Genomic DNA, 25740 nt, shown 5'->3' on the forward strand with positions numbered 1-25740 from the left:
AAACTGACTATCTTTTTACTGCAATTACGCGAGTAGCTCTTTTACTGTGTTCACTACGTTTTCAGTCGTGAAACCAAACATTTTGAATAGTTCGCCAGCTGGTGCAGATTCACCGAATGAAGTCATACCGATGATGCGACCGTCGAAGCCTACGTACTTGTACCAGAAGTCAGCAATACCTGCTTCAATTGCGATACGTGCTGTTACGTCTGATGGCAGTACAGCTTCACGGTAAGCGGCGTCTTGTTTGTCGAATGCGTCTGTTGATGGCATTGAAACAACGCGTACTTTCTTACCTTCAGCAGTTAGCTGTGCTGCTGCTTCTACTGCTAGTTCAACTTCAGAACCTGTTGCGATAAGGATTAGCTCTGGCTTGCCTTCGCAATCTTTCAGAATGTAAGCACCTTTCGCGATGTCTGCTACTTGTTCTGCTGTGCGCTCTTGTTGCGCAAGGTTTTGACGAGAGAAGATAAGTGCTGTCGGTGCATCTTTACGTTCAATCGCTAGTTTCCAAGCTACAGCGGACTCAACTTGGTCACATGGACGCCATGTGCTCATGTTTGGTGTTAGGCGTAGCGATGCCATTTGCTCAACTGGTTGGTGAGTTGGACCATCTTCGCCAAGACCGATAGAGTCATGCGTGTACACTTGGATGTTCTGAATTTTCATCAGCGCAGCCATACGCATTGCGTTACGTGCGTACTCCATGAACATTAGGAATGTTGCGCCGTAAGGAACGAAACCACCGTGTAGCGCGATACCGTTCATGATCGCTGTCATACCGAATTCACGTACGCCGTAGTGGATGTAGTTACCAGAGAAGTCGCTTGCTTCTAGAGACTTAGAACCAGACCACATGGTTAGGTTAGAAGGTGCTAGGTCAGCAGAGCCACCCATGAACTCTGGTAGTAGAGCACCAAATGCTTCTAGAGCATTTTGAGACGCTTTACGTGATGCAATGTTTGCTGGGTTAGCTTGAAGATCAGCAATGATTTGGCTTGCTTTCTCTTCCCACTGTGCAGGAAGCTCACCGTTTACGCGGCGTTTAAATTCAGCTGCCAGCTCAGGGTACGCTGCTTCATAAGCTGCAAATTTCTCGTTCCACGCTGCTTCCTTAGCTGCGCCTGTTTCTTTCGCTGACCATTCTGCGTAGACTTCTTGCGGAATTTCAAAAGGACCGTGCTCCCAACCTAGTTCTTTGCGTGTTGCTGCAATTTCTTCAGCACCTAGTGGCGCACCGTGACAATCGTGTGAACCAGATTTGTTTGGTGAACCAAAACCGATGATAGTCTTAGTACAGATAAGTGTAGGACGTGGATCCGCTTTCGCCGCTTCAATTGCTGCGTTGATTGCGTCAGCATCGTGACCATCGACTGCAGGGATTACGTGCCAACCGTAAGCTTCGAAACGCTTAGGTGTGTCGTCAGAGAACCAACCTTCAACGTGACCGTCGATAGAGATGCCGTTGTCATCCCAGAATGCGATCAGCTTGCCTAGACCAAGAGTACCTGCAAGAGAACATGCCTCGTGCGAAATACCTTCCATCAGACAGCCGTCGCCCATGAACACGTAAGTGAAGTGGTCAACGATGTCGTGGCCTTCTTTGTTGAATTGCGCTGCTAGCGCTTTTTCAGCTAGAGCCATACCAACCGCGTTAGTGATGCCTTGACCTAGCGGACCCGTTGTGGTCTCGATACCTGGCGCGTAACCATACTCTGGGTGACCAGGAGTTTTAGAGTGAAGCTGACGGAAGTTTTTCAGATCGTCGATAGACAACTCGTAACCTGCAAGGTGCAGTAGAGAGTAAATCAGCATTGAGCCGTGGCCGTTAGACAGTACGAAACGGTCGCGGTCTGCCCACTCAGGGTTTGATGGGTTGTGGTTTAGATGAGAGCGCCAAAGAACTTCAGCGATGTCAGCCATACCCATAGGTGCACCTGGGTGACCAGAGTTAGCTTGTTGAACACCATCCATGCTTAGCGCACGGATTGCATTTGCTAGATGTTTACGATCCATAGTGATTACTTCTCGATATTTGATTTAAATAGAGGGAACTCGTCGAAACAAGTTCAAATAGAATTTTTTGAAAATAGCGCTGATGGTAAAAGCGAGTAGACGGGCTACTCGCTTTTGGTAAGCAATTAAAGCTTAGCGTCGATCATCGCTTCTAGTTTGCCTTGGTCAACGGCGAAGTTGCGGATACCTTCAGCCAGCTTCTCAACAGCCATTGGGTCTTGGTTATGTTCCCATAGGAACTCAGCGTGAGTCATTGGTGCTGGACGCTCAGCTGCGCCTTTAGAATCAACTAGTTTCTCAATTACTTCACCTTCAGCTGCTTCTAGTTCTGCAAGTAGAGCAGGAGCGATAGTTAGACGGTCACAACCAGCTAGTTCTAAGATCTCACCGATGTTACGGAAGCTTGCGCCCATAACTACAGTTTTGTAGCCGTATTCTTTGTAGTAGTTGTAGATCTTAGTTACAGACAGTACGCCTGGATCTTCTTGAGCTTCGAAGTCACGGCCTTCTTTCGCTTTGTACCAGTCCATGATACGACCAACGAATGGCGAGATTAGGAATACACCCGCTTCTGCACAAGCACGTGCTTGAGCGAACGAGAATAGAAGCGTTAGGTTACAGTTGATGCCTTCTTTTTCTAGGATCTCAGCTGCGCGAATGCCTTCCCAAGTTGAAGCCAGTTTGATAAGGATACGGTCGTTAGTGATGCCAGCATCGTTGTACATTTTCACTAGTTGACGAGCTTTCGCTACGCTGCCTTCCATATCGTAAGATAGACGAGCGTCTACTTCTGTAGAGATACGACCTGGGATAGTTTTTAGGATTTCTTTACCGATGTTTACTGCAAGCATGTCACAAGTATCTTGAACTTGTTGAGCTTTGTCGTTGCTCTGTGCTTTAGCGTATTCGATTGAAGCATCGATTAGAGGTGCGTACTCTGCGATTTGAGCGGCTTTAAGGATAAGAGAAGGGTTAGTTGTTGCGTCTTCTGGCTGATACTTTTTAATTGCATCAATCTCGCCAGTGTCTGCTACTACAGTCGTTAGTTTACGAAGTTGCTCTAACTTGTTGCTCATAATCGATCATCCTATTTAAATGGGCTTAAGCGTGATTTTTGTTATCACAGCTTGTGCATTTGCAAGCGAGTTAGCTAACCGTCTCATCGCATTTAATGAGACATCTGCTCAGCCAACTACGGAAAATTTCGTTACCGAACAAATGCTATGAACATTTGATCGATAGCTGAGTAAATGATGTGTCCATATTTATCCTATCTATGCTGAAAGTCAATCGCTGAAATGGACTTATAGTGAACTTCATCAACGTTTTTTTACTGTGTGTTTAGTGGTTAACCCAAATAAACGTTTGCCCTTATTGTTCAAAGCTTGAGCGTTGTCCAAGAGGGTAAAAAATTGTAGTGAGAAAATGTTATTGCGATGAGCAAATGTAGCGTTTAAATTGATAAAGAACATATGCTAAGTCAATGAGCATATGTTCACTTATTGCATACAATATCGATCCTCTTAAAGGGCGAGAGAAACCATGAGCAGTTCTAATCAAGATATTTCCATTGAAAACACGGATTTGTTGACAGAGATTTCCGTCGCGTATTATCAAGACGGTGCGACTCAGGAAGAGATATCGAGAAAATTTGCCATATCACGCGCAAAGGTCGGGCGAATGCTCAAGCAGGCGCGTGATGAAGGCATTGTTGAAATTACCGTTAAATACCATCCGGTGTTCAGCGCCAAGATCGAACAACGTTTGATCGAGCGATTCGGCGTTAAGCGCGCGCTTGTTGCTCTTGATCAACCGAATGAAGAAGCGCAACGACTACAGGTATCGGGATTGGTGTCCAATTATCTCACTAGCACGCTCAAAAACGGCATGGTGGTGACGGTCGGACAAGGGCGCAACGTATCGTCCGTCGCTCACCATATAGGTGTTATTACGCCGCGTGACTGTAAATTTGTGTGTGGCATTGGTGGTATTCACCCGCGTGGCGGTATGTATAACGCCGACCATATTTGTCGTCAGTTGGCGAAGAAGTATGGGGGAACCTCTGAAACCCTTTATGCGCCGGCATACGCAGAAAATAGAGAACAGAAGTTGGCCTTCATGCAAAATGCAACCGTGAAACAAACGCTCGACCTAGCGCGTAAAGCCGATGTCGCTTTGGTTGGTATTGGTGACATGAGCGAAAACAGTTACATGGTCGACTTAGGTTGGTTTACGCCTGATGAAGTGGTTCAGTCGAGACTTCAACAAGGTGTGGTAGGGGATTTTGCAGGTTATGACTTCTTTGATATTCACGGTAATGTAGCGAACACGGTAATGAGTGACCGAGTAATTGGACTTGGTATTGAAGAGTTTCGGCCGATCTCGGAAGTTATTGCGATCGCAGCTGAGAACAGCAAGCCACTCGCTCTACTCGGAGCATTAAGAACTGGAGCGATAGACGTGATCGCCACGAGCGTTAGCAACGCATTAACCGTGCTCAACTTAGATGAGCAAATGCACGGTAACGCGACATCTGAACGCTAACGGAAATAGTCGGCTTTTGATGTAGTCAGGCTATGAGGAGGGACAAATCACTCATAGCCAGTTTCTATTTCGAAATGACAAGTTTGGTTTAGAAGCTGCGTTTAGTTTATTGGAACACATCATCTTTAGATAAACGTAAGATACTTTGTTAAACAGACACTTGTCTTAACACTCGATAGGTAGAGAGTGGTCTGCACCCCATTCGGTCCAAGAACCGTCGTACACCGACAGGTTGTCCAGACCAATTTGATACGCCGCGAGTAATAAAATGCATGCGGTTACACCGGAACCGCAACTAAAAATAATCGAATTGTCACTATCTATCGTTAGTGCGCTAAATATCTGTTGCAACTCTGAATTTGGTTTAATGTGACCGTTGGTCAAGAGTTCTTGAAACGGTAAGCAAACCGAATTTGGAATGTGCCCACTACGTAGACCTTCTCGTGGCTCAGGCACTTCACCAAGGAAGCGAGCTTTGGCTCTGGCATCGATGATATTGGCACTTTTATTGGTTGAATGAGCAAGAACATCTTGTGCACTCAAAAAGGCATTTTGGTTGAGCTTACCCGTAAAGTTGCCTTCTTCGCTTGGTTGCGATAGGGCACTTTCGGCAGGGAGTCCTGCTTCAATCCAAGCTGGAAGACCGCCATTTAAGACTCGAACATTGTCATGCCCCATGGCTTTGAACATCCACCAAGCTCTTGGTGCCGCTAAAGTGCCTGAGTTGTCATAAACCACAATCAAGTCTTCGTTGTTCAAACCGAGTTGTTGCGCACTTTGGTTGAAGCCTTCTTCTGTTGGCATCATATGCGGTAGGGAGGAGCCGGGTAAGCAAAAGTCATTGTCGTAATCAAAGCGTAAAGTATTTGGAATCCACTTATCTTGAATCTTTTTGCCTTCAGAAGGGATTTGAAACGCAATACTAGCGTCGAGGAGCTTGACGTTAGGTTGGCCGAGAAGGCTATTGAGTTCATCAGTACTAATCAGTGCTTGCATTGTCTTTAGTTTGTTAGGTGGATAATCTTACTGTTTTACAACAAAAAAATCGCATGTTCAAAAGAACGATGCGATTTTTAAGCTTGAGATTGAAGATTTATGATGAAGGGGCGCTTTCGCGATGCCTTCAATCTATCTAGTTACATGGTCCAAGTGTTGTCTCCAGAAGTAATCACTTTCTGAATTGGGTCACTACCGTCATAGAACCAAATTTCAACAAGTAGGCTACCTTGGCTATCAGAAACATTAAAGTCGACATTTGCTGTACCATTGTTGAGTGGAACCGATGCGACTTTGCTTGGGTATTTTGCATCGTAGTTACCTGAACTGTTCTCGACAAAATCTTTGTACACGCTTAGGTGTGCTCGTTGTGAAGAGAAACCACTGATGTCTACATTGAGCGTACCTTCCGTCACTGGGTTGTAGCTAAAGCCATCTGGTACTACTAGATCATGCATGGTTGCATCTTCCACTGTTACCGTTGTCTCTTCTTCAGTAGTTTCTTCCTGCTGGGTAGTATCTTCCTCTGGCACCGTGGTTTGGGTTGGTGGAGGTGGTGTACTGTTACCACCACCGCCGCCTCCGCCACAAGCCATTAGTGCTAATCCCATGATGATTGTGATAAGTGCTTTCATAATGTTATCTCCCTATGGAATGTAGCATTTGTTAGGTGTTGGAGAGGTGTGCCAATCTGTGCTTAGTTCGCCACCAGACTCAGCCCAAGTTTGGAATTGAGGGTATGCATCGACCATGTCTACACGCTCTAGCGGCCAATCCCAATCTTCTACTATCAGCAGTGCCCAAGGTAAGTTGTTTGCTGTTTTGAAGTACACTCCTTGTGCAGGGTCACTTGCATCGACGCCGACACCGAAGAGGTTTTGGTCATCAAACTGTTCTGTTGGTGCTTGGTCTGCTAAGTGAACTTCCCATTTACGACCTGGTTGGAAGGTAATCCCGTCGCCATGGTAAGTCCCCGGCGTTGCGAAGATGAACGGGTCGTATGGCATGGCTTGAATGGCTGAACGGTCAGAGCCTTCGGTGAAGTACACATTCAAGGTAAAGGTGAGTGAAACGTTATCATCACAGCCAGACTCGGTACGGAAGTAGCTACAGCTGCTCGCCGCGTGTGTGCTTAAGTCTTCACTGATGATGAAAATTGCTTCATCAGAAATACTTTCCAAACCATTAGATGCTTGTTCTACACCATTGAAGGATAGCGTTGTTAATCCGTTTTCAATCGAGCTTCTCAATACACCCGGTAGTCGGATTGCGAAGCCATTTTTGTAACTTGCGCCGTAGGCCGCTAGGTCACCTGTAATCTGGATATTCTCAACATGACCAGCAAGACTGGTTTCAGTGATGCGGAATTTCACGACCACATCGTTCATGTCGTAGTCTGCGGTGTATGGCCAGTTATCTTCGTAAGCCACGGTGGCGTAATCTTCTGCACTCGGGAAATACTCCACTGAGTAACCATTACCAGTGATGGTAATTGGGTAATCTTCCACCTCACCAGACGTCGAACCACCATCGTAGTTTAATCCGGTTTGTTGGCTAAAGCGGAATCGACTCCAGCTTGAACCTTCCGTTGCAGCGGTTGAAACTACAAACGGTAGGGGATTATTACCCGCAGACAGTAATTGGTCGGTAAAGACTTGCTCACCTTCATCATCAAAGTCACCATCGCGGTTCCAGTCAAACCATGCTGATAGGTAGCCAGAAGTAGAAGCTGTCACATTCACAATTGAGCTTAAGCCTGGATCAAGTGCGGATACAAAACCAACACCATCTTCATCGGCTGTGCCCACAGAGTTATCGTTTGCCTGTCCGTCGGCATCACCATCTGGAGCGACGGAACCAAGCCAAGTTACACCGTCCACTTCGTGACGAGGACCGTTTGACGCAAGTGTTGTGTGGTAGCTGTCTGGAGCATCACCGAAATCAATTGGCTCGTCTTCGTTAATCACCGGAGCATTTGCACAACGTGCACCGTCATTTTGGCTTGAGCTTGGACCGTTGGATACAAACTCAACCGCAGGAACGATACCTGCTGCGATATTGGCTGCGTTACCTTCCGAAAGGTCAACGCGATAGATTTTGCCATCTTGGTTACGTGACACGTAGTAGTTGCCGTTTACATCGAAGTAGCCAGCACCAAATGTGCCTTTCTCACCTGTGTCACCTATCGCAGTTGCGCTACCGTTTGATGGGTTGAACTGATATAGCACACCAGAGTTGTTGTCGATGCCGTAAAGGGAGCCATCACCTGGATGGAATGCAAAGTCGGTTAGGTTCACTGTCGCTGTTGAGCTAATTTTCACGATGCTCAATGTCGCATTTGGATCAGAATCGAGCGGAGAAAGGTCAATGGAGAAAAGTCCTTTGCCTTTGCGGTACAAGTAGTAGACGTGGTTGTAAACGTCACCTACGTAAAACGTGTGGTCGGTAGGAAGGCCCGAAACATCAAGCGTCTCTGCTTGGAAGTCTTTACCAAGACGAACAATCTTTTTGTTTGTGGTGTCGTAGCCGTAGATATAACGGTCAGTGAAGTTAAAGCCTACACCGTTGATGCCCGAAGCCAAACCTGTGTCGTCCTCTAAAAGAGTCGTAGAGCCTGTAACCAAATTGACGCCATAGATTTGAACCGGGGTTGATTGGAATAGGTATGCTTGGCTTGGGCACGTATCAAATGGCGCCGCTTGTGCATAAGCGCTCACTATTAGAGACCCAAGTAGTAGTGATGTCCTTTTCATAATTCGCCCTCTCATTGGTTCGTGATATATGCAATGAAAGGAATGTGCCAACTTTTAAATTGTTGAATTTTATGAAGTTAAAATTTGTAAGAAGAAGGGTTTTAAATCTGATTGTCAAAATGAGAAAAAAGCCCAACATCGAGTTGGGCTTTTTGGGAATGATTAGAGGTTTAGAACTAACTACAAACCGGACAGGTTGGCATTTTCATCAGATTCATTTCTCGCCAAGACATGCTGAGCGCGTCCAAAATCAGAATTTTGCCTTTCTTTGGTTGGCCGTAATCAGCAATCACTTTAATCGTCTCCATCGCTTGTACTGCGCCAACAATACCCACAACAGGAGCCATGACTCCGGCTTCGACACAACTTAACGCACCGCTGCCGAAGAGGGCACTTAAGCACTGGTAACATGGTTGCGCTGGGTCATCATAAGTAAACACGCTCACTTGGCCTTCCATACGAATAGCCGCGCCTGAAATTAGCGGTGTTTTGGTTGCAAAACATAGGCGGTTAAGTTGATTACGCGTATCGACGTTATCTGATGCATCGACAACAATTGTGTGCTTTTCGATCAAGCTTTTTAGCTCTGTATCATCAAGACGTTTTTCGATGGTATCTACGATAATGTACGGGTTAAGTTCGCGTAGTGCATCAGCAGCCGATTCGACCTTCTTACGACCAATATCCGCATCGTGGTGCAGAACTTGGCGCTGAAGATTAGACAACTCGACGATATCATCATCAATCAGCGTAACTTTACCGACACCAGCAGTGGCCAAATATTGGCTTGATGCACAGCCTAAACCGCCAGCACCAAGCATCAATACTGATGCTTGTTTGAGTGCTTCTTGTCCTTCAAAGTCAAACTGACGAAGAATGATTTGGCGGTTGTAACGCAGCATTTCCTGATCGGAAAGAATATCCACAACGTCTTCCTAGTAAAGGGTTGAGTTGAATAGTTGAATCTGAACCGTTTCGCCCACTTCAACTCGGCCGCGTTCACGTTCCAATACAACAAAACAGTTCGCTAGGCTCATTGAGCGGAATGCACCAGAGCTTTGGTTACCGGTTGTTTCAACGACAAACTTGCCATCTTCCAATGTATAGATACCACGTTGGTAATCGGTACGGCCTGGCGCTTTCTTAAAGGCGGTTTTGGTTGTTGCCGGAATAGACTCGGGGGCTTTCCATTCGGTGTGGCCTGCAAGTTTTGCCAGCATTGGTTGAACAAGCACGTACATAGTAAGGACTGCAGAAACCGGGTTACCTGGCAGACCACAGAACCAAGCTGTACTTAGCTTACCAAATGCGAAAGGTTTACCCGGCTTGATTGCTAGCTTCCAGAAACCGATTTCACCAAGTTCCTCAAGGATGTCTTTGGTGTAATCCGCTTCGCCTACACTGACACCGCCTGAGGTCACAACCACATCTGCCAATGTCTGCGCTTGTTCAAAGGTTGCTTTTAGAGTCTCTGGGCAATCTGGAATGATTCCGAGATCAACGGCTTCACAACCGAAGTTCTCGATAAGCGGTTTAATACCGTAACGGTTGCTGTCGTAGATCTGACCTTCGTCTAGCGGTTCGCTCAGTGGTTTAAGTTCATCACCAGTAGAGAAGAAAGCAACTTTTGGCTTACGTACTACTGTCACATGGCTAACACCAAGCGACGCAATCATCGGAATATCGCGAGGTGTCAAACGTGCACCTTTTGCCAATACGATGTCGCCTTGCTTGATGTCGTCACCTGTTGGGCGGATGTTGTTTTGCGGCTTCACGTCAGTTTGATTGAACTGAATGCCAGCATCCGTCACTTCTGTGTTTTCTTGCATGATAACGGTATCACAACCCTGTGGGATTTTTGCGCCAGTCATGATGCGAACACAGGTACCTTGAGGCCATTCACCTTCAAAAGGTTGTCCTGCAAATGATTTACCTGCCAGAGGCAATACAGACGATGACTCAAGATCTTGAATGCGAATAGCGTAGCCATCCATTGCTGAGTTATCGAATGGCGGTACGTGGATAGGAGACAAGATATCTTCTGCCAGTACAAAACCGAGTGCTTCAGCAAGTGGAAGAGAAAGCGTTGTTTGGATAGGTTTGATTCGCGATAGCATTTTGTCCATCGCTTCTTCAATTGGCATCAAGCCAGGTGCGTCGCAGCAGCCCATTGAGAAAATCCTGTGTTCTTTTGTTTTGTGGCAACTTTACCATAAAAGGGGACTGAGTAAGAATGTCCACCTATAAAATATGGGTGTAATTATTCAAAAATCCGAGTATCCTTGTCAGCCATCCAAAAGGGGTAAAAAACCTGCGGAGCTCAATAAAATCAGCTCAGTACCTTCATCTGATGTGACTTGGTGTAAAGACACGAACTGAGCAACTCAAAGCGAAAAGTATGAATGCAATTTTGATTGGGTTTGTACGAAGGCTGAAGTAAAACAAAAGAGGAAGTGGAATGTCAGGTCTTAGCGAGTCAGCGAAGTTAGTAAAAGAAGCGCTAGAGCAACGCGGTTTGGAAACGCCAATGCGTCCAAACAACGTAAGTCGTGAAGAGAAGAAAGAGAAGATCGAACACCACATGCGTGAGATCTTAGGTCTGCTTCAACTTGACCTCACTGACGATAGCCTAGAAGAAACCCCTCACCGCATTGCTAAGATGTACGTTGACGAAATCTTCTCTGGTCTGGATTACTCCAACTTTCCTAAAATCACAGTGATTGAGAACAAGATGAACGTGAGCGAGATGGTTCGCGTGAAGGACATCACCGTAACCAGTACTTGTGAACACCACCTTGTGACCATTGATGGCAAGGCCGCTGTGGCTTACATTCCACGTGGAAAGATCATTGGCCTGTCAAAGATCAACCGTATCGTTCGCTTCTTTGCTCAGCGTCCACAAGTACAAGAGCGTATGACTCAGCAGATTCTTGTTGCACTTCAAACGCTGCTTGAGTCCGATGATGTGGCAGTGACGATTGACGCAACACACTACTGCGTGAAATCTCGCGGTGTGATGGATGCAACTAGCGAAACGACAACAACTGCATTGGGTGGCATCTTCAAGAGCAACCCAGCAACGCGTGCCGAATTTCTGCACGGTTTACGCTAGGTAACTAAGCAAGTTTCTAAGAGGATGGCAAACGCCATCCTTTTTTTATACTTGTTTAGAAAATGACTTCATGATTTCTGGCCAATACATTTTGACGTAACCTGCCGATACCCAAACAACCAATACAGTCGCGATACTGAGCTCTAGAAAACCAAAGTCGTGTAGCCAGTGCCAGTGAGGGTGCGATTCGGCAAAAAAAGAGGTTAAGCGATGCATTGCGATGGCGCTGATCACGGAAGGAAAGGTTACTGCCGCGATAGAAGGTTGAAACTTCAAGCGAAGTAAGCGGAAGTAACATAAGTAGATCAATAACGTCATAGTGATGGCGATCCCGGCCAATGCGCCTGTCAGTATCGGATCAGGTAAGGGAAAGTTCACCAAGTATGCTGCTAATGACAAGTTTACCGGCGCGGCCATAATCGCGAGGGTCGGTCTTGCTCGCCTTGGTAGAGAGCCGAAAAACACCAAACGATACAACACGAGTGGCAGCATGAAGAAATAAATGCCGATGCACATCATCGCTAACGTTTCGGAGAATAAGTTGTGACCTAGTTGAGAACCGGCTAGTGAACTACTGATCAGCCCCACCGGATAAAGAAACCAACTCGGTACGATATTGGACATTTTGAAGTTCATTAGCTGAAAGCTAAAAAACAGCACCATCATAGTAAAATGCAGCAAAAGCGCCATAAACCAAAGTGGATAAGCGATGATAGGCGCTACAGCGGCAAGATAATCTGCAAGGATCAGTAACGCCATACTCATTGGTGCCATTAAACTACCACTCAGCGGGTGACGAATGTCGACCATGAATAATCGTGGATTAGCGGCATATTTTATGAGTACAGGGGCGAGTAAAAGTGCGCCGAGTGACGCCAAAAATGGGCGTATCGGTTCACCAATCTCAGGAACATAGAGTGCCCAAGCTTGCCCTAAACCTATCATACCTAGTGCCAACGCGGCTTGAGACGGCGGGACACTATAAAACTGCACAAGTCTTCTCCAGTTCAAATCTACTCCATTTGATTTTTGCCTGAATGAAACGAAACATGACGATTTGGATGAAATGCTCTATTTAAGTAGCGAATACTAACAAGTATGGAGAGGGGTTTCTCATGAAAGGTGGTGAGCAAATATCAGAGAATGATAATTTTGTGAGTTTGGTATCGAATATTTGGGAAAAGATGTAAAAATGCAGAGTTTATCGCTCCAAACCCTTCGATAGTCTGGAGCGAAGTGATAACAAAGAGAATGTTATGTTGATTGATTCTCCGGTAGATCCTGTTGGCGTAACTTTTCGTTTTTGATTGTGCGATGCAGCAGCTGGCTGTAAATAGGTTGTCCACCCAACAATTGAGCAATAATCACAGCGCCCAAACAAGTAATGATCAATGGCAGGATTAAGTAGTAGTTATTCGTCATTTCAATCACTAACAGAATACCTGTAATCGGTGCACGTACCGTTGCTGCAAACAGGGCACCCATGCCCGCAATCGCAAATACACCAGGCTCGATATCAAGCGCAGGGAGCAAGACATCAGCACTTGCTCCGAACGCATAACCAAATAAGGTTCCCAGAGCAAGCATAGGTGCAAAGATGCCTCCCGGCGCACCAGAACCAAAACAGAGCAGGGTTGTAATTACACGACCAAAGAAAAGCAAAACTAAAATAGATACCGAGTAGTTACCGTTAGTAATGTCAGGAATAAGGCCGATACCACCACCAGTTAGTTGGGGTACGTACAAAAGAAGCAAACCAAACACGCCTCCCAGTAGCGAACCCACAATCAAGTAGCGCTTACGATCGTTTTTGTGAATTGCGACAAAACTGTCTTGTGCCACGGTAATCAGTTTATTGAAGATCACGCCAAACACGCCAAACAATGCGCCAAGCAATAAAAACAGCCATAGGGTTTGAAGCTCTGGCGACTGGTATTGCGGCATAGTGATAACGGCGTCTTGCCCGTTGATGGCGCGAAACACTATGTTCGCCATAATGGCAGAAATGATCACTGCGCGAATTGAGATCAAAGAGTAGCGAAACTGAGGTCGCATTTCCTCCACAACGAACATAATGCCTGCGAGTGGGGCATTAAAAGCCGCAGCCAAACCGCCAGCAGCACCAGAAGCGAGCAGGGAGTGGCGGGTATCGTCATCCTTTACCCGGAATATATCGGTCACCATTCGACCAACAGCGCCCCCCATTTGAACGGTTGGGCCTTCACGACCCAGCACCATACCTGAGCCAAGTGCGCCCATGCCGCCGAAGAATTTTACTGGTAGAACTCGCCACCAGCGCACTGGACGAATATTATCCATTGCCCCTTCGATTTCAGGAATACCAGAACCTGCCGCTTCTGGCGCAAAGCGGTGCACAAGAAAATAGCCAATAAAAGCTAAAAGTGCGCTAATGAGAACCGCTGCCAGCCACAATGGTAGAACATTACCAATTTCGCTTCTTAACCATTCTGTTCGTGTTTCAGAAACGAAATGAACGGCAAGCTCGAAATACGTACCGACAAAACCAGCCAACGTACCCACAATGGCGGCCATAATGAGAACAGAAAATGGTGTTGACCCTCGAGAGACAAACTGGTTAATCGCATCTTTCGGTACGTGCGCTAACACAGATTTCACAATTCTCTCGCGTTTGGTCATTAACAAGCTCTCCTGTTGCTGGGGGAAGGTACGAAAGAAAGTATACGCTTCGCAGAGTCTAGACCTAATCAATAAAGATGCAATTTAGCTTTTCACTATTGAGTGTTCGAAGTGTCACGATATTATTCATTCACTCAGATTGTGCTATTGCTCTCATAATTTAGGATAAAAAACTTGTTTTTTGAAAAAAATGAACCATGCTTTAAATGTAAAGCAACATGACTGCTTCAGAAGGAGGGATGTGAGGTTTTACACACAATTTGGATGGATTCAAACCCTACGGTAAGTCCTCGTTTTATGTTCGGGATGCATCAATAGACATCGCCGATTCGCACACTCACGATTGAGTAACGAGGTAGAGGCGCACGCACATGTGCGCCTTCTTAATTTCTGCGTTATAACTTTCATCATCATAACTTTCATCGCCACCTGCCACTATTTTTCTCTTGAACATTTTCTTGCAGTTAGTAATGTCTTGGTTCGATGTCAACCAACTAGAGCAGTGCATGCGTTTTTATCTTCGACTCTTACTTTCTTTATGTTTTTGTTCGGTAACGTTTCCGGCACTTTCAACGCCGAGCTGGTGGCAAGACACGTTGTCAGCTATGCCATATTCCAATCTAAAAGAACGTATAGAAAAAAGTGGGAGCTGGTATAGTTGCGAAGTGCAGCTGCTAGACAATTCAACGTTTATCAGCGCATTTTGTTTGGATGATTTTTCGTACTACCGGCAGCACTTGTATGGTGAAGTGATTTTGAGAAGAGAAAGTGCTCAGTTCTCGTTTCTCACTGAATACGAGTGGCAGCGTCTGAATGACTTACTTCTCAACTTAAGAAAGGATGGGTTAGTTTTACGCAGAGTTACTATCGGACAAGAACACTATGATGTCGTTGAAGCGCTGGAAAAGAAATCTTCCGAACTTGTCGATAAAGAAGTTATTTTGTTGATGAACCGCTATCCGCAAGAAGCGATTCGAAGTTTGCTTTGGGTAAAACCGGACGAGTTTCTGACGCCATCACCGTCCTTAAATGTGCACTTGCGCAGTGATGGCGAAATTATCGAGGTCAAAGTGACTCGTTTTTAGATTCTTTATGGAGAGATAGGAAGGTCGCCATTGCAGATTCGTCCAAAAAACCATCCGATTTTTTGTGAGCGCGCAGGTATTGATAGCCAGCGATTAGCTTGCGGTGTAGCTCTTCTGCATCGTCTGACAACGGCTGATTCATAACGTGTTGAAAGGCAAGTTTGTACGCATCCATATCCACGACTTCAGCACGGCGATATAAATAACCACATCCCGTTGCTAACCATTCAAGAGAGCAATTGGCGCGCATTGCAATTTGATTTGCTTTAGTTAGGCTAGGTTCACTGCCTTTAAGGTATTTGCGTATTAAAGCTTCAGACACATCGACGCGTCGAGCGAACCCGCTGATGCTTTCTTCTCCGATCAGGGTGGCTAGGCGTTGGGCAAAAGACATATTTCGTACTCCAGTTCGAATTGCGAAAGTTTACCCGTTGAGCCGGTACGAAAACAAGACTACGATGAATGCAGATCAATTGAAGGAGAAAACCCATGGTTGCAAAAGTAGTAACTGCACCAAAAGGCCCAGAGTTCTCAGAGCTGGTTCAAGGATATTGGCGTGCAGTTGAGTGGGGAATGACGGCTCAAGAGCGTTTGTCATTTCTTAAGCAACACATTGAGTTAGGCATTACGACGGTCGATCACGCCGACATCTACGGCAATTACGAGTGTGAGGCGTTGTTTGGTGAAGCGCTAGCTTTAGACAAGAGTGTTCGTGAGCAAATTCAGATCGTGACGAAATGCGACATCAATTTGTGTGGCGATAAAACGCCAGAGCGTAAGATCAATCACTACGACACGAGCTCAGCACATATCTACCAATCGGTGAATAACTCGCTAGAACGTTTGAATGTGGATGAAATCGACGTACTTTTAATTCATCGTCCTGACGTGTTAATGGATGCAGACGAGGTTGCAGAAGCATTTTCTGAGCTTCACAAAGTCGGCAAAGTGAAGCACTTTGGCGTGTCTAACTTCACTCCACGCCAGTTTGAACTGCTGCAATCTCGCTTAGGTAAGCCGTTGGTTACTAACCAAGTGGAAATCAACCCACTTAACTTTGAGGTTGCTCACGATGGAACGCTTGATCAAATGCAAATGTTCCGCACGCGACCAATGGCTTGGTCTTGCCTCGGTGGTGGTTCAATTTTTAGTGGTGACAGTGAGCAAGCTGTTCGTGTCCGTAACGAATTAGAAGCAATTCGTGAAGAAGTGGGCGCAGCGAGTATTGACCAAGTAATTTATGCCTGGGTACGTCGTTTGCCATCTAACCCTATTCCAATCATTGGCTCTGGTAAAATCGAGCGTGTGCAAACTGCAGTTAATGCATTGAACATCGAACTTACTCGAGAGCAATGGTATCGCGTATGGGTGGCTTCTAAAGGCCATGGTGTGCCATAGAATTGATATCTTATCGATGAAATTATTATTAAAGGCATCCTCTAGCAGGGTGCCTTTTTAGTTTTAGCGCGTTACTGTTTACCCATTATGGAAATGGAAAGAATGAAATTCGAGCAAAAATGGGCTTTGGATGTTAGCTGCAACTTTTTGCTTACTTTGGGTGGAGGAGTTTTACCCATGTTTGTTTTATGTCACTAAACAGCGAATGTGATGCTTGCTTTTTAGTCATTTTGTTCACTCATTCATTCATATTGCGTATGCTTATCGAATAATAAAGAAATAAAAAACTCGTCAGTTTTCTCGTATTACATGCTGTAACAATCTGTTAGACTCCGGCGCAGATTGTGGAATATAAAAAGGTGATTGAATGTCTTTTCCCGTACTCATCTGTGATGATTCAGCGTTAGCACGCAAACAGATGGCGAGATCACTACCAGCCACATTGAATGCCGATATTACGTTTGCTATCCACGGAAAAAACGCGCTAGAAGAACTCGAAAAAAACGAGTTTAAATTGATGTTTCTTGATTTGACCATGCCAGAAATGGATGGCTTTGAAACACTAGAGCACATGCAACGGTTGGGGGATAAAACTCCGGTGGTTGTTGTGTCGGGGGATATCCAACCTAAAGCGAAAGAGCGCGTGTTCGCACTGGGTGCAAAAGCGTTTATTCAAAAACCGATCGCCAAAGATGAACTCAAGAAGGCGCTTAAAGAGTTGGTCGAACCAGAACCTCGTCCTCAAATTATCACGCCTGTCTCTATTGAGTTACCGATTTTACGTCGTCGCGATATTTACATGGAAGTGGCTAACGTTTCAATTGGTCGAGCAGCCGATGCGTTGGCGCGTCACTTTGATGTGTTTGTGCAATTACCTCTGCCGAACGTCAATATCTTTGAAGTGAGCGAACTTCACATGGCCCTACGCGACTTGGCGTCGCATGACAACGTATCGGGTGTTTGTCAGGGATTTTGTGGCGAAGGTATTGCTGGCGAAGCGCTAGTGATCTTGAGTGACTCAAGCGTATCTGATCTCAAAAAGTTGATGAAAGTACCAGCAGACAGCGAAGAGTTAGAAGAGCTTGAGCTGCTAATGGATATTTCTAATATTTTGGTGGGGTCGTTCTTAAATGGTTTAGGCGAGCAGTCTGAAGTCCGATTCTTCCAAAGTCCACCAGTACTCCTTGGTCAGCATATCTCAATTGACTCGATCATTGAATCTACAACTGGAGCATTCAGCCGCACGATGACATTCGAAGTGAGCTACAACATTGAAGGAACGTCGATTCGTTGTGACTTGTTGTTTATGTTTGTGGATGAATCCTTGCCGCTGCTTGATAACAAACTGTCTTATCTAATGGAGGAGTTCTAATGTTGAATATGCCAGCAGAGTTTGAACAATTCCATTGGATGGTGGATATGGTACAAAACGTTGACATGGGCTTAGTGGTCATTGATCGAGATTACAATGTACAGGTCTGGAATGGGTTTATGACTCATCACAGTGGTTTGCAGTCTCATGATGCGATAGGTCGTTCTATATTTGATATCTTCCCTGAAATCCCACAGGAGTGGTTTAAATTAAAAACAAAACCAGTGTATGACCTAGGCTGTCGCAGCTTCATCACATGGCGACAACGACCTTACTTATTTTGCTGTCGCAATGTTCGACCAGTCACGCAGCAAGCGGAGTTTATGTACCAGAATGTTACGTTGAACCCAATGCGCACACCGACTGGAAAAATCAACTCGTTGTTTTTGTCTATACAAGACGCGACGGCTGAAGCTCTGATGTCTCAGAATCAATAGCGATAAAAAACTTTCTCAAAAGCCAAGGTCCGCCTTGGCTTTTTTGTATACTTATAATTGTGTTTCCCAATGCGTAGAACGTGAATATGGACTTTAATCTCGCCCTAAAACTCTACACCGCAGAGCAAGTAAAAAACGGTGAAACGCTGGCTGCGCAAATGGCTGGTGTTTCTATGTATAGCTTAATGCAACGCGCTGGTATGGCCGTGTATGAGCGCTTTTTACATCTGTATCCTAAATCAAAAAATATCTTAGTGATTTGCGGTAAAGGGAATAACGGTGGCGATGGTTACGTATTTGCATCTCTTGCGAAACAAGCTCAACTCAATGTACATGTTTTCCAAATTGGTGATGTATCTGTGCTAAAAGGTGATGCTTTGCGCGCATACCAAGACTGGCAGTCAATCGACGGTGTTAACAATGATTGGGATGAATGGAATACCGCATTGCTAGAAGCAGATGTGATCATCGATGCCATGTTAGGCACTGGTTTAAGCGGTGAGGTTCGTTCGGAGTATCGTCGCTATATTGACCAAATTAATCAAATTCATACCCCTGTGATTGCAGTCGACGTTCCTTCTGGTCTGTGTGCTAATACAGGTGCAGTTTTAGGTGATGCTATTCGTGCCGAGCATACTGTAACCTTCATTGGGGTTAAACAAGGCTTATGCACTGGACAAGCGAGAGATCGAGTTGGCGAGCTCTACTTTTGTGGTTTAGGCGTCAATACTAAGTTTGATACTATCGAAGTAGAAAGTGCATTAGGTATTGATCATCAGGTTGTTTCAAGATTAATGCCCAAGCCAAATCCAACGGTCCATAAAGGTGACAACGGGAAGTTGCTTTGTGTTGGTGGCAATCAAGGGATGTCTGGAGCGATTCGTTTATGTTCCTCCGCAGCGATTAGAGCCGGAGCGGGTTTAACTGCCGCAATTACTCACACGAGTAGCCTTATTCCACTGCAGGTTGGTTGCCCAGAAGTAATGAGCCAGAGCATCACCGCTGACTTACTCAGGGATACTGAGAACGACTTAACTAAACGCATTCGCTGGGCTGACGTATTCGTGTTTGGTCCTGGCTTTGGAGATGATGAGTGGGCTTATCAAGCCTATCAATATCTGGCTCAAGAGCAGAAACCTAAAGTTGTTGATGCTGATGGCCTCAATATTCTAGCGATGCTGAGCCAGCGATGCGATGGCACTCTGGTGTACGACAACCATCGAGTGATCACGCCGCATCCTGGAGAGGCTGCTCGACTACTAAATGTAACCATTCAACAAATAGAAAGTGACCGATACTCTGCTGCAAGACAACTGCAAGAGCGTTATGGCGGTGTAGTGGTTTTAAAAGGCGCGGGGACACTTATTTACGATGGAACGAGAATGTACGTCTGTCTAGCGGGTAACGCCGGAATGGCGACGGGGGGAATGGGAGATGTGTTATCTGGAGTCATTGGTGCATTACTAGCCAAAGGTTTACCAATTTCTGTTGCCGCACGTTTAGGTGTGGTACTTCACAGTCATGCTGCTGATATAAACGTGAGTCAGAATGGTCAAATTGGTCTTTTGGCAAGTGATGTCGTTAGCACTCTTCGTACCGCTATCACCCAAGAGCTCTATCGAAATTAATTAGATTTCATGCATTGCTGAGAAAATTGGTCGATTTTTTTGAGTACTGTTTTACGAATTAGCAGGGCATCTTAGTATTAGGTGATTGAGTTTTAGGCAGGTTTGAGAGGTGATGCGTTTTAATTTTTAAGATATGACGCAAAGGTTTGCGCAATAGGTTAACTCAAGTGCTTTCTCAAGTTGTTGATAGTTATAAATAATAAGAGGTTTTGGTGACTTGGGGAGCGTTTTTGATATGCGATTTTCAAGATGGTATCACAAAAAAAATTCAAATATCAGACTTGTAGGAAATAAATCACAGCCTATAATGCTGAAAACCGGAGCGTCTGCCAACGCTCCGGTTTTTTTGTGTCCGAAGAACAGTGAACTCGTCTGCCAACGAAATCACTACGCACTCTGGAATGACACATATACATATGAATCAAGGAATTACACAATGCGTATCGAACAAGAACTTAAGTTAGGTTTTAAAGATGTACTGTTTCGCCCGAAACGTTCTACCCTTAAGAGCCGTTCTCAAGTAAATTTAACCCGCGATTTTACATTCAAGCATAGTGGTCGTCAATGGTCTGGTGTGCCAGTAATCGCAGCAAACATGGATTCGGTTGGTAGCTTTGCAATGGCTAAAGCGCTGGCTGAGCATGGTGTAATGACCGCTGTTCACAAACATTACACGGTAGAAGATTGGGCTGAGTTTGCTAAATCAGCAGATAAAGTAACCATGAATAACGTTATGGTGTCTACGGGAACATCTGACGCAGACTTCCAAAAAACCAAAGACATCATGGCGCTTTCAGATGAATTTATTTTCATTTGTATCGACATTGCTAATGGTTACTCAGAGCATTTGGTCGAGTATGTTGAACGCGTGCGAGCTGAGTTCCCAGACAAGGTCATTTCTGCAGGCAACGTGGTTACTGGTGATATGTGTGAAGAGCTAATCCTAGCTGGTGCAGACATCGTTAAAGTGGGTATCGGCCCAGGCTCTGTATGTACAACTCGTGTAAAAACGGGTGTTGGTTACCCGCAGCTTTCTGCAATCATCGAGTGTGGTGATGCAGCGCACGGCCTTGGTGGCATGATCGTCGGTGACGGTGGTTGTTCTTGTGCGGGTGACGTAGCGAAAGCATTCGGTGGTGGCGCGGATTTCGTAATGCTAGGCGGGATGCTAGCGGGTCACGAAGAGTCAGGCGGCGAAGTGATCGAGAAAGACGGCGAGAAGTTCATGAAATTCTATGGCATGTCGTCGAAGAGCGCGATGGATAAGCACTCAGGTGGTGTCGCTGGCTACCGTGCGGCCGAAGGTAAAACCGTATTATTGCCATACCGTGGTAGCGTTCACGGCACTATTCAAGACATCCTTGGCGGCGTTCGCTCAACTTGTACATACGTGGGTGCAGCAAAGCTTAAAGAGCTAACCAAGCGTACTACATTCATCCGTGTTCAAGAACAAGAGAACAACGTGTTCGGTAAAGAGTAAATCGACTGAATGTAACAAGTGTAAAAGCAACCATACGTTATATCTATAGCAGATAAAACTATACTATATGCAGCTATGAGCCAGAGTGAGATTGATTTCTTACTCTGGCTTTTTGCTTCTCATTTGTTTGCGCTTCAAAATTAACTCTAAGCGATTTTAATAGTTGGTCGAGATTCGACTTGTTCAAACGGTAATGATGTTGTAACTGGCATGAGCTGTAAAACGCTTGAAATCTGACAGTCTCTATTTAACCCAATATAGTCTTTGACATTAGCGACTCGCCAAGTCATGTCTCCGTAAGTACGCAGATAGAACGCGGGTGATTGATGACTGTTATGTCTAATAACGCTCCATTGGGTAATATCACTAAAAAAGACTTCAGGGTTATCGGATGTCTCAAACTCATTCGCCATGATGCCCAAAGGTATATCAACGCGATTAAGTAGCTTTTGTCCGAGTGAGAAGGCTTCGTCGAAGTTAGTTGGTTGTTCGCTTAACTGCTTAATTGCATAGGTTTGTACAAATCGAGACGGCGGTGTTGGGTCGGCGGGTAGACCCATCAAGCCAGCGCCATTGATTGATTGAAGTGGGCCAGGCACTTGGACATGACGTTGCATGGTTGCTTCATTGTTCGGTTCTGGGTTGTAGTTGCGCAAATTGGAAAAATAAGAGAGGTGATTGACATGCCAATGGTAATTTGGGCAGTTAGTCATTACTCCAACGTAGGAGTGGTCCACAACCACTTTATAATCATCAAAGTCGTATTCGGTACATTGATAGCGTGCTTGCTGATTTTCCTCTTTGCTGAACATATCGCTTTCTTTGAATGCTCGATAGATATGCATATTACCGTTAAGAAACTCAATGACGGCACTGTCATTATTTGCATCGTGAATCACGAAATGCTGGTCCAAAGCCATGTTGTCACTCTCTGTTTCACCAGTTGAAATAGTCGAGTTAAACACGTAAACGGGGTGGGTGGTGAAGTAGGTCGCCATCTCGTCCACAGTATTAAACGTAGACAAGATAAAAGTACCAAACAGGCCGCTGCCTAATGCAAAGGCATCATCAGGGATGTGAGAGGTCGATACATTTTGATTGAGAATGGGCAAGTACAGTGACCCAACAGAAAGGCCAGATTCATTAATGCCATCAGCTGTTAAAAGAGGGTTATTATACCGGGTAATGGCATTGCAGTGTATGAAGCTCAACTCTCCCTGCCAATTTGCTCGAAACTCACATTCTTTACTGTGACGTTTTGGCGGCTGACCATTGAAAACACGGTCGGCTTTTCCGTCGGAAGTAAAGGTCGTAATTTGGTAAGTTTGTTGGGCTCTAAACCAAATCTCGGTCTGAAGGTTAACTGCAAACTCCATGGTTCTAGCGGATAAGGTTTGGTTGTTGCAACCATAATTGATATTAACATCTGTACACATAGCCATGCTTTCCGTTGTTTATCTTGAATGATGAATATCCAAGAAACCCTCTGAATCAAATGCTTAGAGATTACGTGGATATAGATGAATTGCGCTTTAGTAATGGTTTTAGCCATTGAGATAAGCGCATGCTATTAAGTTAAGCATTCAATCAAAAAACGTCAGTAGCAGTTTAGTATCAGTTGATAGAGTTAAAATAAAAAGTGATGTATTAAGTAAAACTCTTTGATCTTAGAAATTAATAATATATTTATTTTTTCAATCTTGGTTACTCTAGATTTAAAGTTTATTTTAAAAGTGATTTGTATTTATTCGATTATCTTGCAGTGGTGATATAAAGTGAGAACATAAAGTTAACAATTTCAGATTGTGATTGAAAATGGGGAGAGTCTTCAATCCAAATACCGAGAAATGAAACTGCCCGAGAAGTTGTGCAACTGTCTCGGGCGAAGTGATGAATCAGGTGAGCAGCTATAAAGTTTTCTCACAAGAACCGCTAAGTGGTGGAGATATTTTTAAATTATCATTAAAGATTTCTACAACGACGGGGCCTTTATTTTCATCTTTTGCATAGTATGCACAGGACTTGTCCCCAGTATAGGTTTTACCTGCCTTTTTGAAACTGTAATACCAGGAGTCATGGGTAGCGGCACCGGATTCAAAACTAGCAGATTCAGATTGTTCGCCAATATTCAAGTCGAAATGAACCTCCATTTCCGGAGAGTCTTTAAATCTCACATATCCGGTGATTTTATCGTTGGAGTTATTTTTAACGTAAAATGAACCCTTAGTTGTCATAATTTTTCCTCTTTTTTAATTTCTATACGTGATAGAACGGCCAAATGACGTTCTGTTAATATATGCTTTTTAAGATGCATATTGATGTTAAATGATGGTCTTATTAGTTCTAAGGTGATTAAACTTATCCTTAGCGTATTTTTCTTTTATACCGATTAAGTCGCGGTAGCTTCGATCAAAATAAACGCTTGTCGGAATTGCCGGATCTTTAAAGCTGATGAAGGCACCATAGGTTCCCGGTATATCAGCTTCTCTGGCTTTATCAATCCAGTCCATGGCTCTGTTTACATCAACAAGTACTGGGTTATTTTGTAGTTCTAGTTTTTGCTTTATCTCTTCATTCCACCAGGTTTGGTATTGGACTGTATATTGACACTGGCGGTAGGGGAAAGATATGTCTTCAAGGTCGTCTGAGTGATGATAAAAACCGCCAGTGATCGCCCCTAAGGTTACGTAACTAAATAGCCCTTGATCGCGGTTTTCTGGCTTTATCAAAGGTGAAGTTAAGCTTTGCAAAAGTGCAGTATAGCCTTCTGGTTTAAGACCTCGCTCTGACACCAATCGCGAAGTGATTTTGTGAGGTGCTGGGGCGTCATAATCGGGAGGGAAAGGAGAACCGTTTTGACACAAAGAATCGCGCCCCCATGTGCTCATCAGGGAGTGATCGTATTTCTTCCCGTCAAAGTCAGTGCCATGTGCTTCATAGACTTGAACTAAATCAGGGAAGCAAGCGCCAAATTGAACGGCTATAAATTGGTGAAGATCTTGTTCTGTTCCTTCCCAGTAGCCATACATGGTGCAGTGATGGCTGATGGTTTCAATATCACAGTGGTTAGATGATTCAGGCAGAGCATCAATTTGCAAGTTGGTGCCAAGAAGTTTAGGCGTATCGAGGCTTTTTATAGCCTGCTCCCAATTTTTTAGCACATCTATGGTAGGGTGCGTTGGTATTGGCTGAAGCATACCGTTGATTTTTGGATAGAGGTTCCACTGAAGCTCGAAGCGGTGGATCTCTTTGGGTAAAGGGAATGTTTTTACGCGTAGCTCGGTAACAATGCCATAGCTCATGCCTCCGCCGCCTCTTAGTGCCCAAAATAGGTGAGGGTTGGACTCTGCTGAGACTTCTGTGATCGTACCATCACCCAATACCACGGTTGCACTCACTAGGTGCTCACAACACATGCCGTATTTTCGCGTCCAAGGGCCCCATCCTCCGCCTTGAATATAGCCAGTCAACCCAACTGTGGCACAGGTTCCATGTGCAATCATTCGATCATGCTCTGCAAGTTTTGGTGTCAGTTGATAGAAGCGATAGCCAGCACCAATGGTGGCAATATTGTCACACAATTGGAAGGTCTTAATTCTGCTCACGTCAATCAAAATGACGTTGTCACCACTGCATTCACCTGCGTGATCATGCCCTCCTGAGCGAACACGAATCGGGAGATTGAATTGAGTTGCTGTTAGATAGGCTTGCTGAACTTCTTGCGTACTTTCGCACATGACAATGACAAAGGGTTGGTGTTGATAGCGAGTATTGAAGATGAGTGACTCGACTTGATATTGGTTCAAACCGGGAACCGGTGAAACCGTGTTTTCAAGAGGTGTCAGTAATCGTTCTTTAGGAAAACCGCACTTATCCATTTTCTGAATAAACAGTTTGGCATTATTGACTGAGATTGAGTACGCGCTAAGTACAGCGAGGCGTTGTATTTGAGGGTTAGGGTGCTGTTCTACCACTTGGTTTTCTTTAGTTCCCTGCATCCATTCATGTTCCATTATTTTTTCCATTTGGCTTATGTATTGAATAGTTGCTCAAATATTAAACCAAATGCATACATTCACCATATCAGTTTGGTATCAGTTGTTCTGTACAAATCGCCAAAAGCATCAGCGAGAGAGCAACAATATCTGGTTGATGAAAAGAACGATCGGCATCTGCGTGACCGTGGATAATTTATGTAGTCAAGTAGATCTGAGCCTAAATTGATACTGAACCAGAATGACGTGTTATCTACATTGAATGG

At 44.9% G+C, this 25740-nt stretch carries 21 protein-coding genes; 8 read left to right on the plus strand and 13 right to left on the minus strand.

Annotation, left to right across the window (positions count from 1 at the left end; all coding sequences use genetic code 11):
• Nucleotides 1-24 precede the first annotated feature (24 nt).
• Complete coding sequence (gene tkt / locus R7070_RS01780; protein ID WP_318141077.1) at nucleotides 25-2016, minus strand: transketolase; 1992 nt, start codon at nucleotides 2014-2016, stop codon at nucleotides 25-27.
• Between the two features lie 125 nt (nucleotides 2017-2141).
• Nucleotides 2142-3092 carry a transaldolase gene (gene tal, locus R7070_RS01785; protein WP_256900106.1) on the minus strand — a complete coding sequence of 317 codons (951 nt, stop codon included), beginning with the start codon at nucleotides 3090-3092 and terminating at the stop codon, nucleotides 2142-2144.
• 466 nt (nucleotides 3093-3558) lie between these two features.
• Between tal and R7070_RS01790 the strand changes: the two genes are divergently transcribed.
• Entirely contained in the window at nucleotides 3559-4560 is a 1002-nt protein-coding gene (locus tag R7070_RS01790; protein ID WP_005387670.1) for a sugar-binding transcriptional regulator, read from the plus strand.
• Between the two features lie 165 nt (nucleotides 4561-4725).
• Here R7070_RS01790 and R7070_RS01795 read toward each other — a convergent pair whose 3' ends face one another.
• From R7070_RS01795 to moeA, 5 genes are all read right to left on the minus strand, one after another.
• Nucleotides 4726-5556 carry a sulfurtransferase gene (locus R7070_RS01795; RefSeq protein ID WP_206953445.1) on the minus strand — a complete coding sequence of 277 codons (831 nt, stop codon included), beginning with the start codon at nucleotides 5554-5556 and terminating at the stop codon, nucleotides 4726-4728.
• Nucleotides 5557-5696: 140 nt separating this feature from the next.
• Nucleotides 5697-6191 (minus strand): hypothetical protein, encoded by a 495-nt coding sequence (locus R7070_RS01800; protein WP_256900105.1) that lies wholly within the window; start codon nucleotides 6189-6191, stop codon nucleotides 5697-5699.
• A gap of 12 nt (nucleotides 6192-6203) precedes the next feature.
• A complete protein-coding gene (locus R7070_RS01805; RefSeq protein ID WP_225491551.1) occupies nucleotides 6204-8309 on the minus strand; it encodes an LruC domain-containing protein in 2106 nt (701 codons plus the stop codon).
• 176 nt (nucleotides 8310-8485) lie between these two features.
• Entirely contained in the window at nucleotides 8486-9235 is a 750-nt protein-coding gene (gene moeB / locus R7070_RS01810) for a molybdopterin-synthase adenylyltransferase MoeB (RefSeq protein WP_042522662.1), read from the minus strand.
• 9 nt (nucleotides 9236-9244) lie between these two features.
• On the minus strand, nucleotides 9245-10480 hold the full coding sequence (gene moeA, locus R7070_RS01815; protein WP_005373480.1) for a molybdopterin molybdotransferase MoeA: 1236 nt from the start codon (nucleotides 10478-10480) through the stop codon (nucleotides 9245-9247).
• A gap of 287 nt (nucleotides 10481-10767) precedes the next feature.
• Between moeA and folE the strand changes: the two genes are divergently transcribed.
• Nucleotides 10768-11421 (plus strand): GTP cyclohydrolase I FolE, encoded by a 654-nt coding sequence (folE, locus tag R7070_RS01820; RefSeq protein WP_005373478.1) that lies wholly within the window; start codon nucleotides 10768-10770, stop codon nucleotides 11419-11421.
• Nucleotides 11422-11466: 45 nt separating this feature from the next.
• Here folE and R7070_RS01825 read toward each other — a convergent pair whose 3' ends face one another.
• Nucleotides 11467-12414, minus strand: a complete 948-nt coding sequence (locus R7070_RS01825; protein ID WP_017819907.1) for a TDT family transporter — start codon at nucleotides 12412-12414, stop codon at nucleotides 11467-11469.
• 261 nt (nucleotides 12415-12675) lie between these two features.
• Nucleotides 12676-14079, minus strand: coding sequence for a H(+)/Cl(-) exchange transporter ClcA (gene clcA, locus R7070_RS01830; RefSeq protein ID WP_005373473.1), 1404 nt, complete (start codon nucleotides 14077-14079; stop codon nucleotides 12676-12678).
• A gap of 470 nt (nucleotides 14080-14549) precedes the next feature.
• On the opposite strand from clcA, the gene R7070_RS01835 reads away from it, so the two are divergent.
• Nucleotides 14550-15164 (plus strand): hypothetical protein, encoded by a 615-nt coding sequence (locus R7070_RS01835; RefSeq protein ID WP_081886419.1) that lies wholly within the window; start codon nucleotides 14550-14552, stop codon nucleotides 15162-15164.
• Here the strand turns inward: R7070_RS01835 and R7070_RS01840 are convergent.
• Nucleotides 15145-15558 carry a helix-turn-helix domain-containing protein gene (locus R7070_RS01840; protein ID WP_005387686.1) on the minus strand — a complete coding sequence of 138 codons (414 nt, stop codon included), beginning with the start codon at nucleotides 15556-15558 and terminating at the stop codon, nucleotides 15145-15147. The two genes, R7070_RS01835 and R7070_RS01840, sit on opposite strands and share 20 nt — an antisense overlap.
• Before the next feature lie 95 nt (nucleotides 15559-15653).
• Between R7070_RS01840 and R7070_RS01845 the strand changes: the two genes are divergently transcribed.
• From R7070_RS01845 to R7070_RS01865, 5 genes are all read left to right on the plus strand, one after another.
• Entirely contained in the window at nucleotides 15654-16562 is a 909-nt protein-coding gene (locus R7070_RS01845; protein WP_151515713.1) for an aldo/keto reductase family oxidoreductase, read from the plus strand.
• 367 nt (nucleotides 16563-16929) lie between these two features.
• On the plus strand, nucleotides 16930-17934 hold the full coding sequence (locus R7070_RS01850; RefSeq protein WP_005373466.1) for a response regulator: 1005 nt from the start codon (nucleotides 16930-16932) through the stop codon (nucleotides 17932-17934).
• The gene (locus R7070_RS01855; protein ID WP_005373463.1) at nucleotides 17934-18371 is read left to right on the plus strand and encodes a PAS domain-containing protein; all 438 of its coding nucleotides are present in this window, start codon (nucleotides 17934-17936) and stop codon (nucleotides 18369-18371) included. The genes R7070_RS01850 and R7070_RS01855 overlap by 1 nt, the downstream gene beginning before the upstream one ends.
• 86 nt (nucleotides 18372-18457) lie before the next feature.
• Complete coding sequence (locus R7070_RS01860) at nucleotides 18458-19999, plus strand: bifunctional ADP-dependent NAD(P)H-hydrate dehydratase/NAD(P)H-hydrate epimerase (protein WP_017635213.1); 1542 nt, start codon at nucleotides 18458-18460, stop codon at nucleotides 19997-19999.
• A gap of 436 nt (nucleotides 20000-20435) precedes the next feature.
• A complete protein-coding gene (locus tag R7070_RS01865; protein ID WP_005373458.1) occupies nucleotides 20436-21479 on the plus strand; it encodes a GMP reductase in 1044 nt (347 codons plus the stop codon).
• Between the two features lie 146 nt (nucleotides 21480-21625).
• On the opposite strand, the gene R7070_RS01870 is transcribed toward R7070_RS01865, so the two are convergent.
• The 3 genes from R7070_RS01870 to R7070_RS01880 all read right to left on the minus strand — a co-directional run bounded on the left by R7070_RS01870 (nucleotide 21626) and on the right by R7070_RS01880 (nucleotide 25492).
• A complete protein-coding gene (locus R7070_RS01870; RefSeq protein WP_222712066.1) occupies nucleotides 21626-22915 on the minus strand; it encodes a linear amide C-N hydrolase in 1290 nt (429 codons plus the stop codon).
• 471 nt (nucleotides 22916-23386) lie between these two features.
• Complete coding sequence (locus R7070_RS01875; protein ID WP_005373454.1) at nucleotides 23387-23713, minus strand: hypothetical protein; 327 nt, start codon at nucleotides 23711-23713, stop codon at nucleotides 23387-23389.
• A gap of 87 nt (nucleotides 23714-23800) precedes the next feature.
• A complete protein-coding gene (locus tag R7070_RS01880; RefSeq protein WP_005373452.1) occupies nucleotides 23801-25492 on the minus strand; it encodes an FAD-binding oxidoreductase in 1692 nt (563 codons plus the stop codon).
• Nucleotides 25493-25740 lie beyond the last annotated feature (248 nt).

Source organism: Vibrio sp. 1557, assembly GCF_033340175.1.
In the GTDB taxonomy this organism is placed as follows: domain Bacteria; phylum Pseudomonadota; class Gammaproteobacteria; order Enterobacterales; family Vibrionaceae; genus Vibrio; species Vibrio alginolyticus.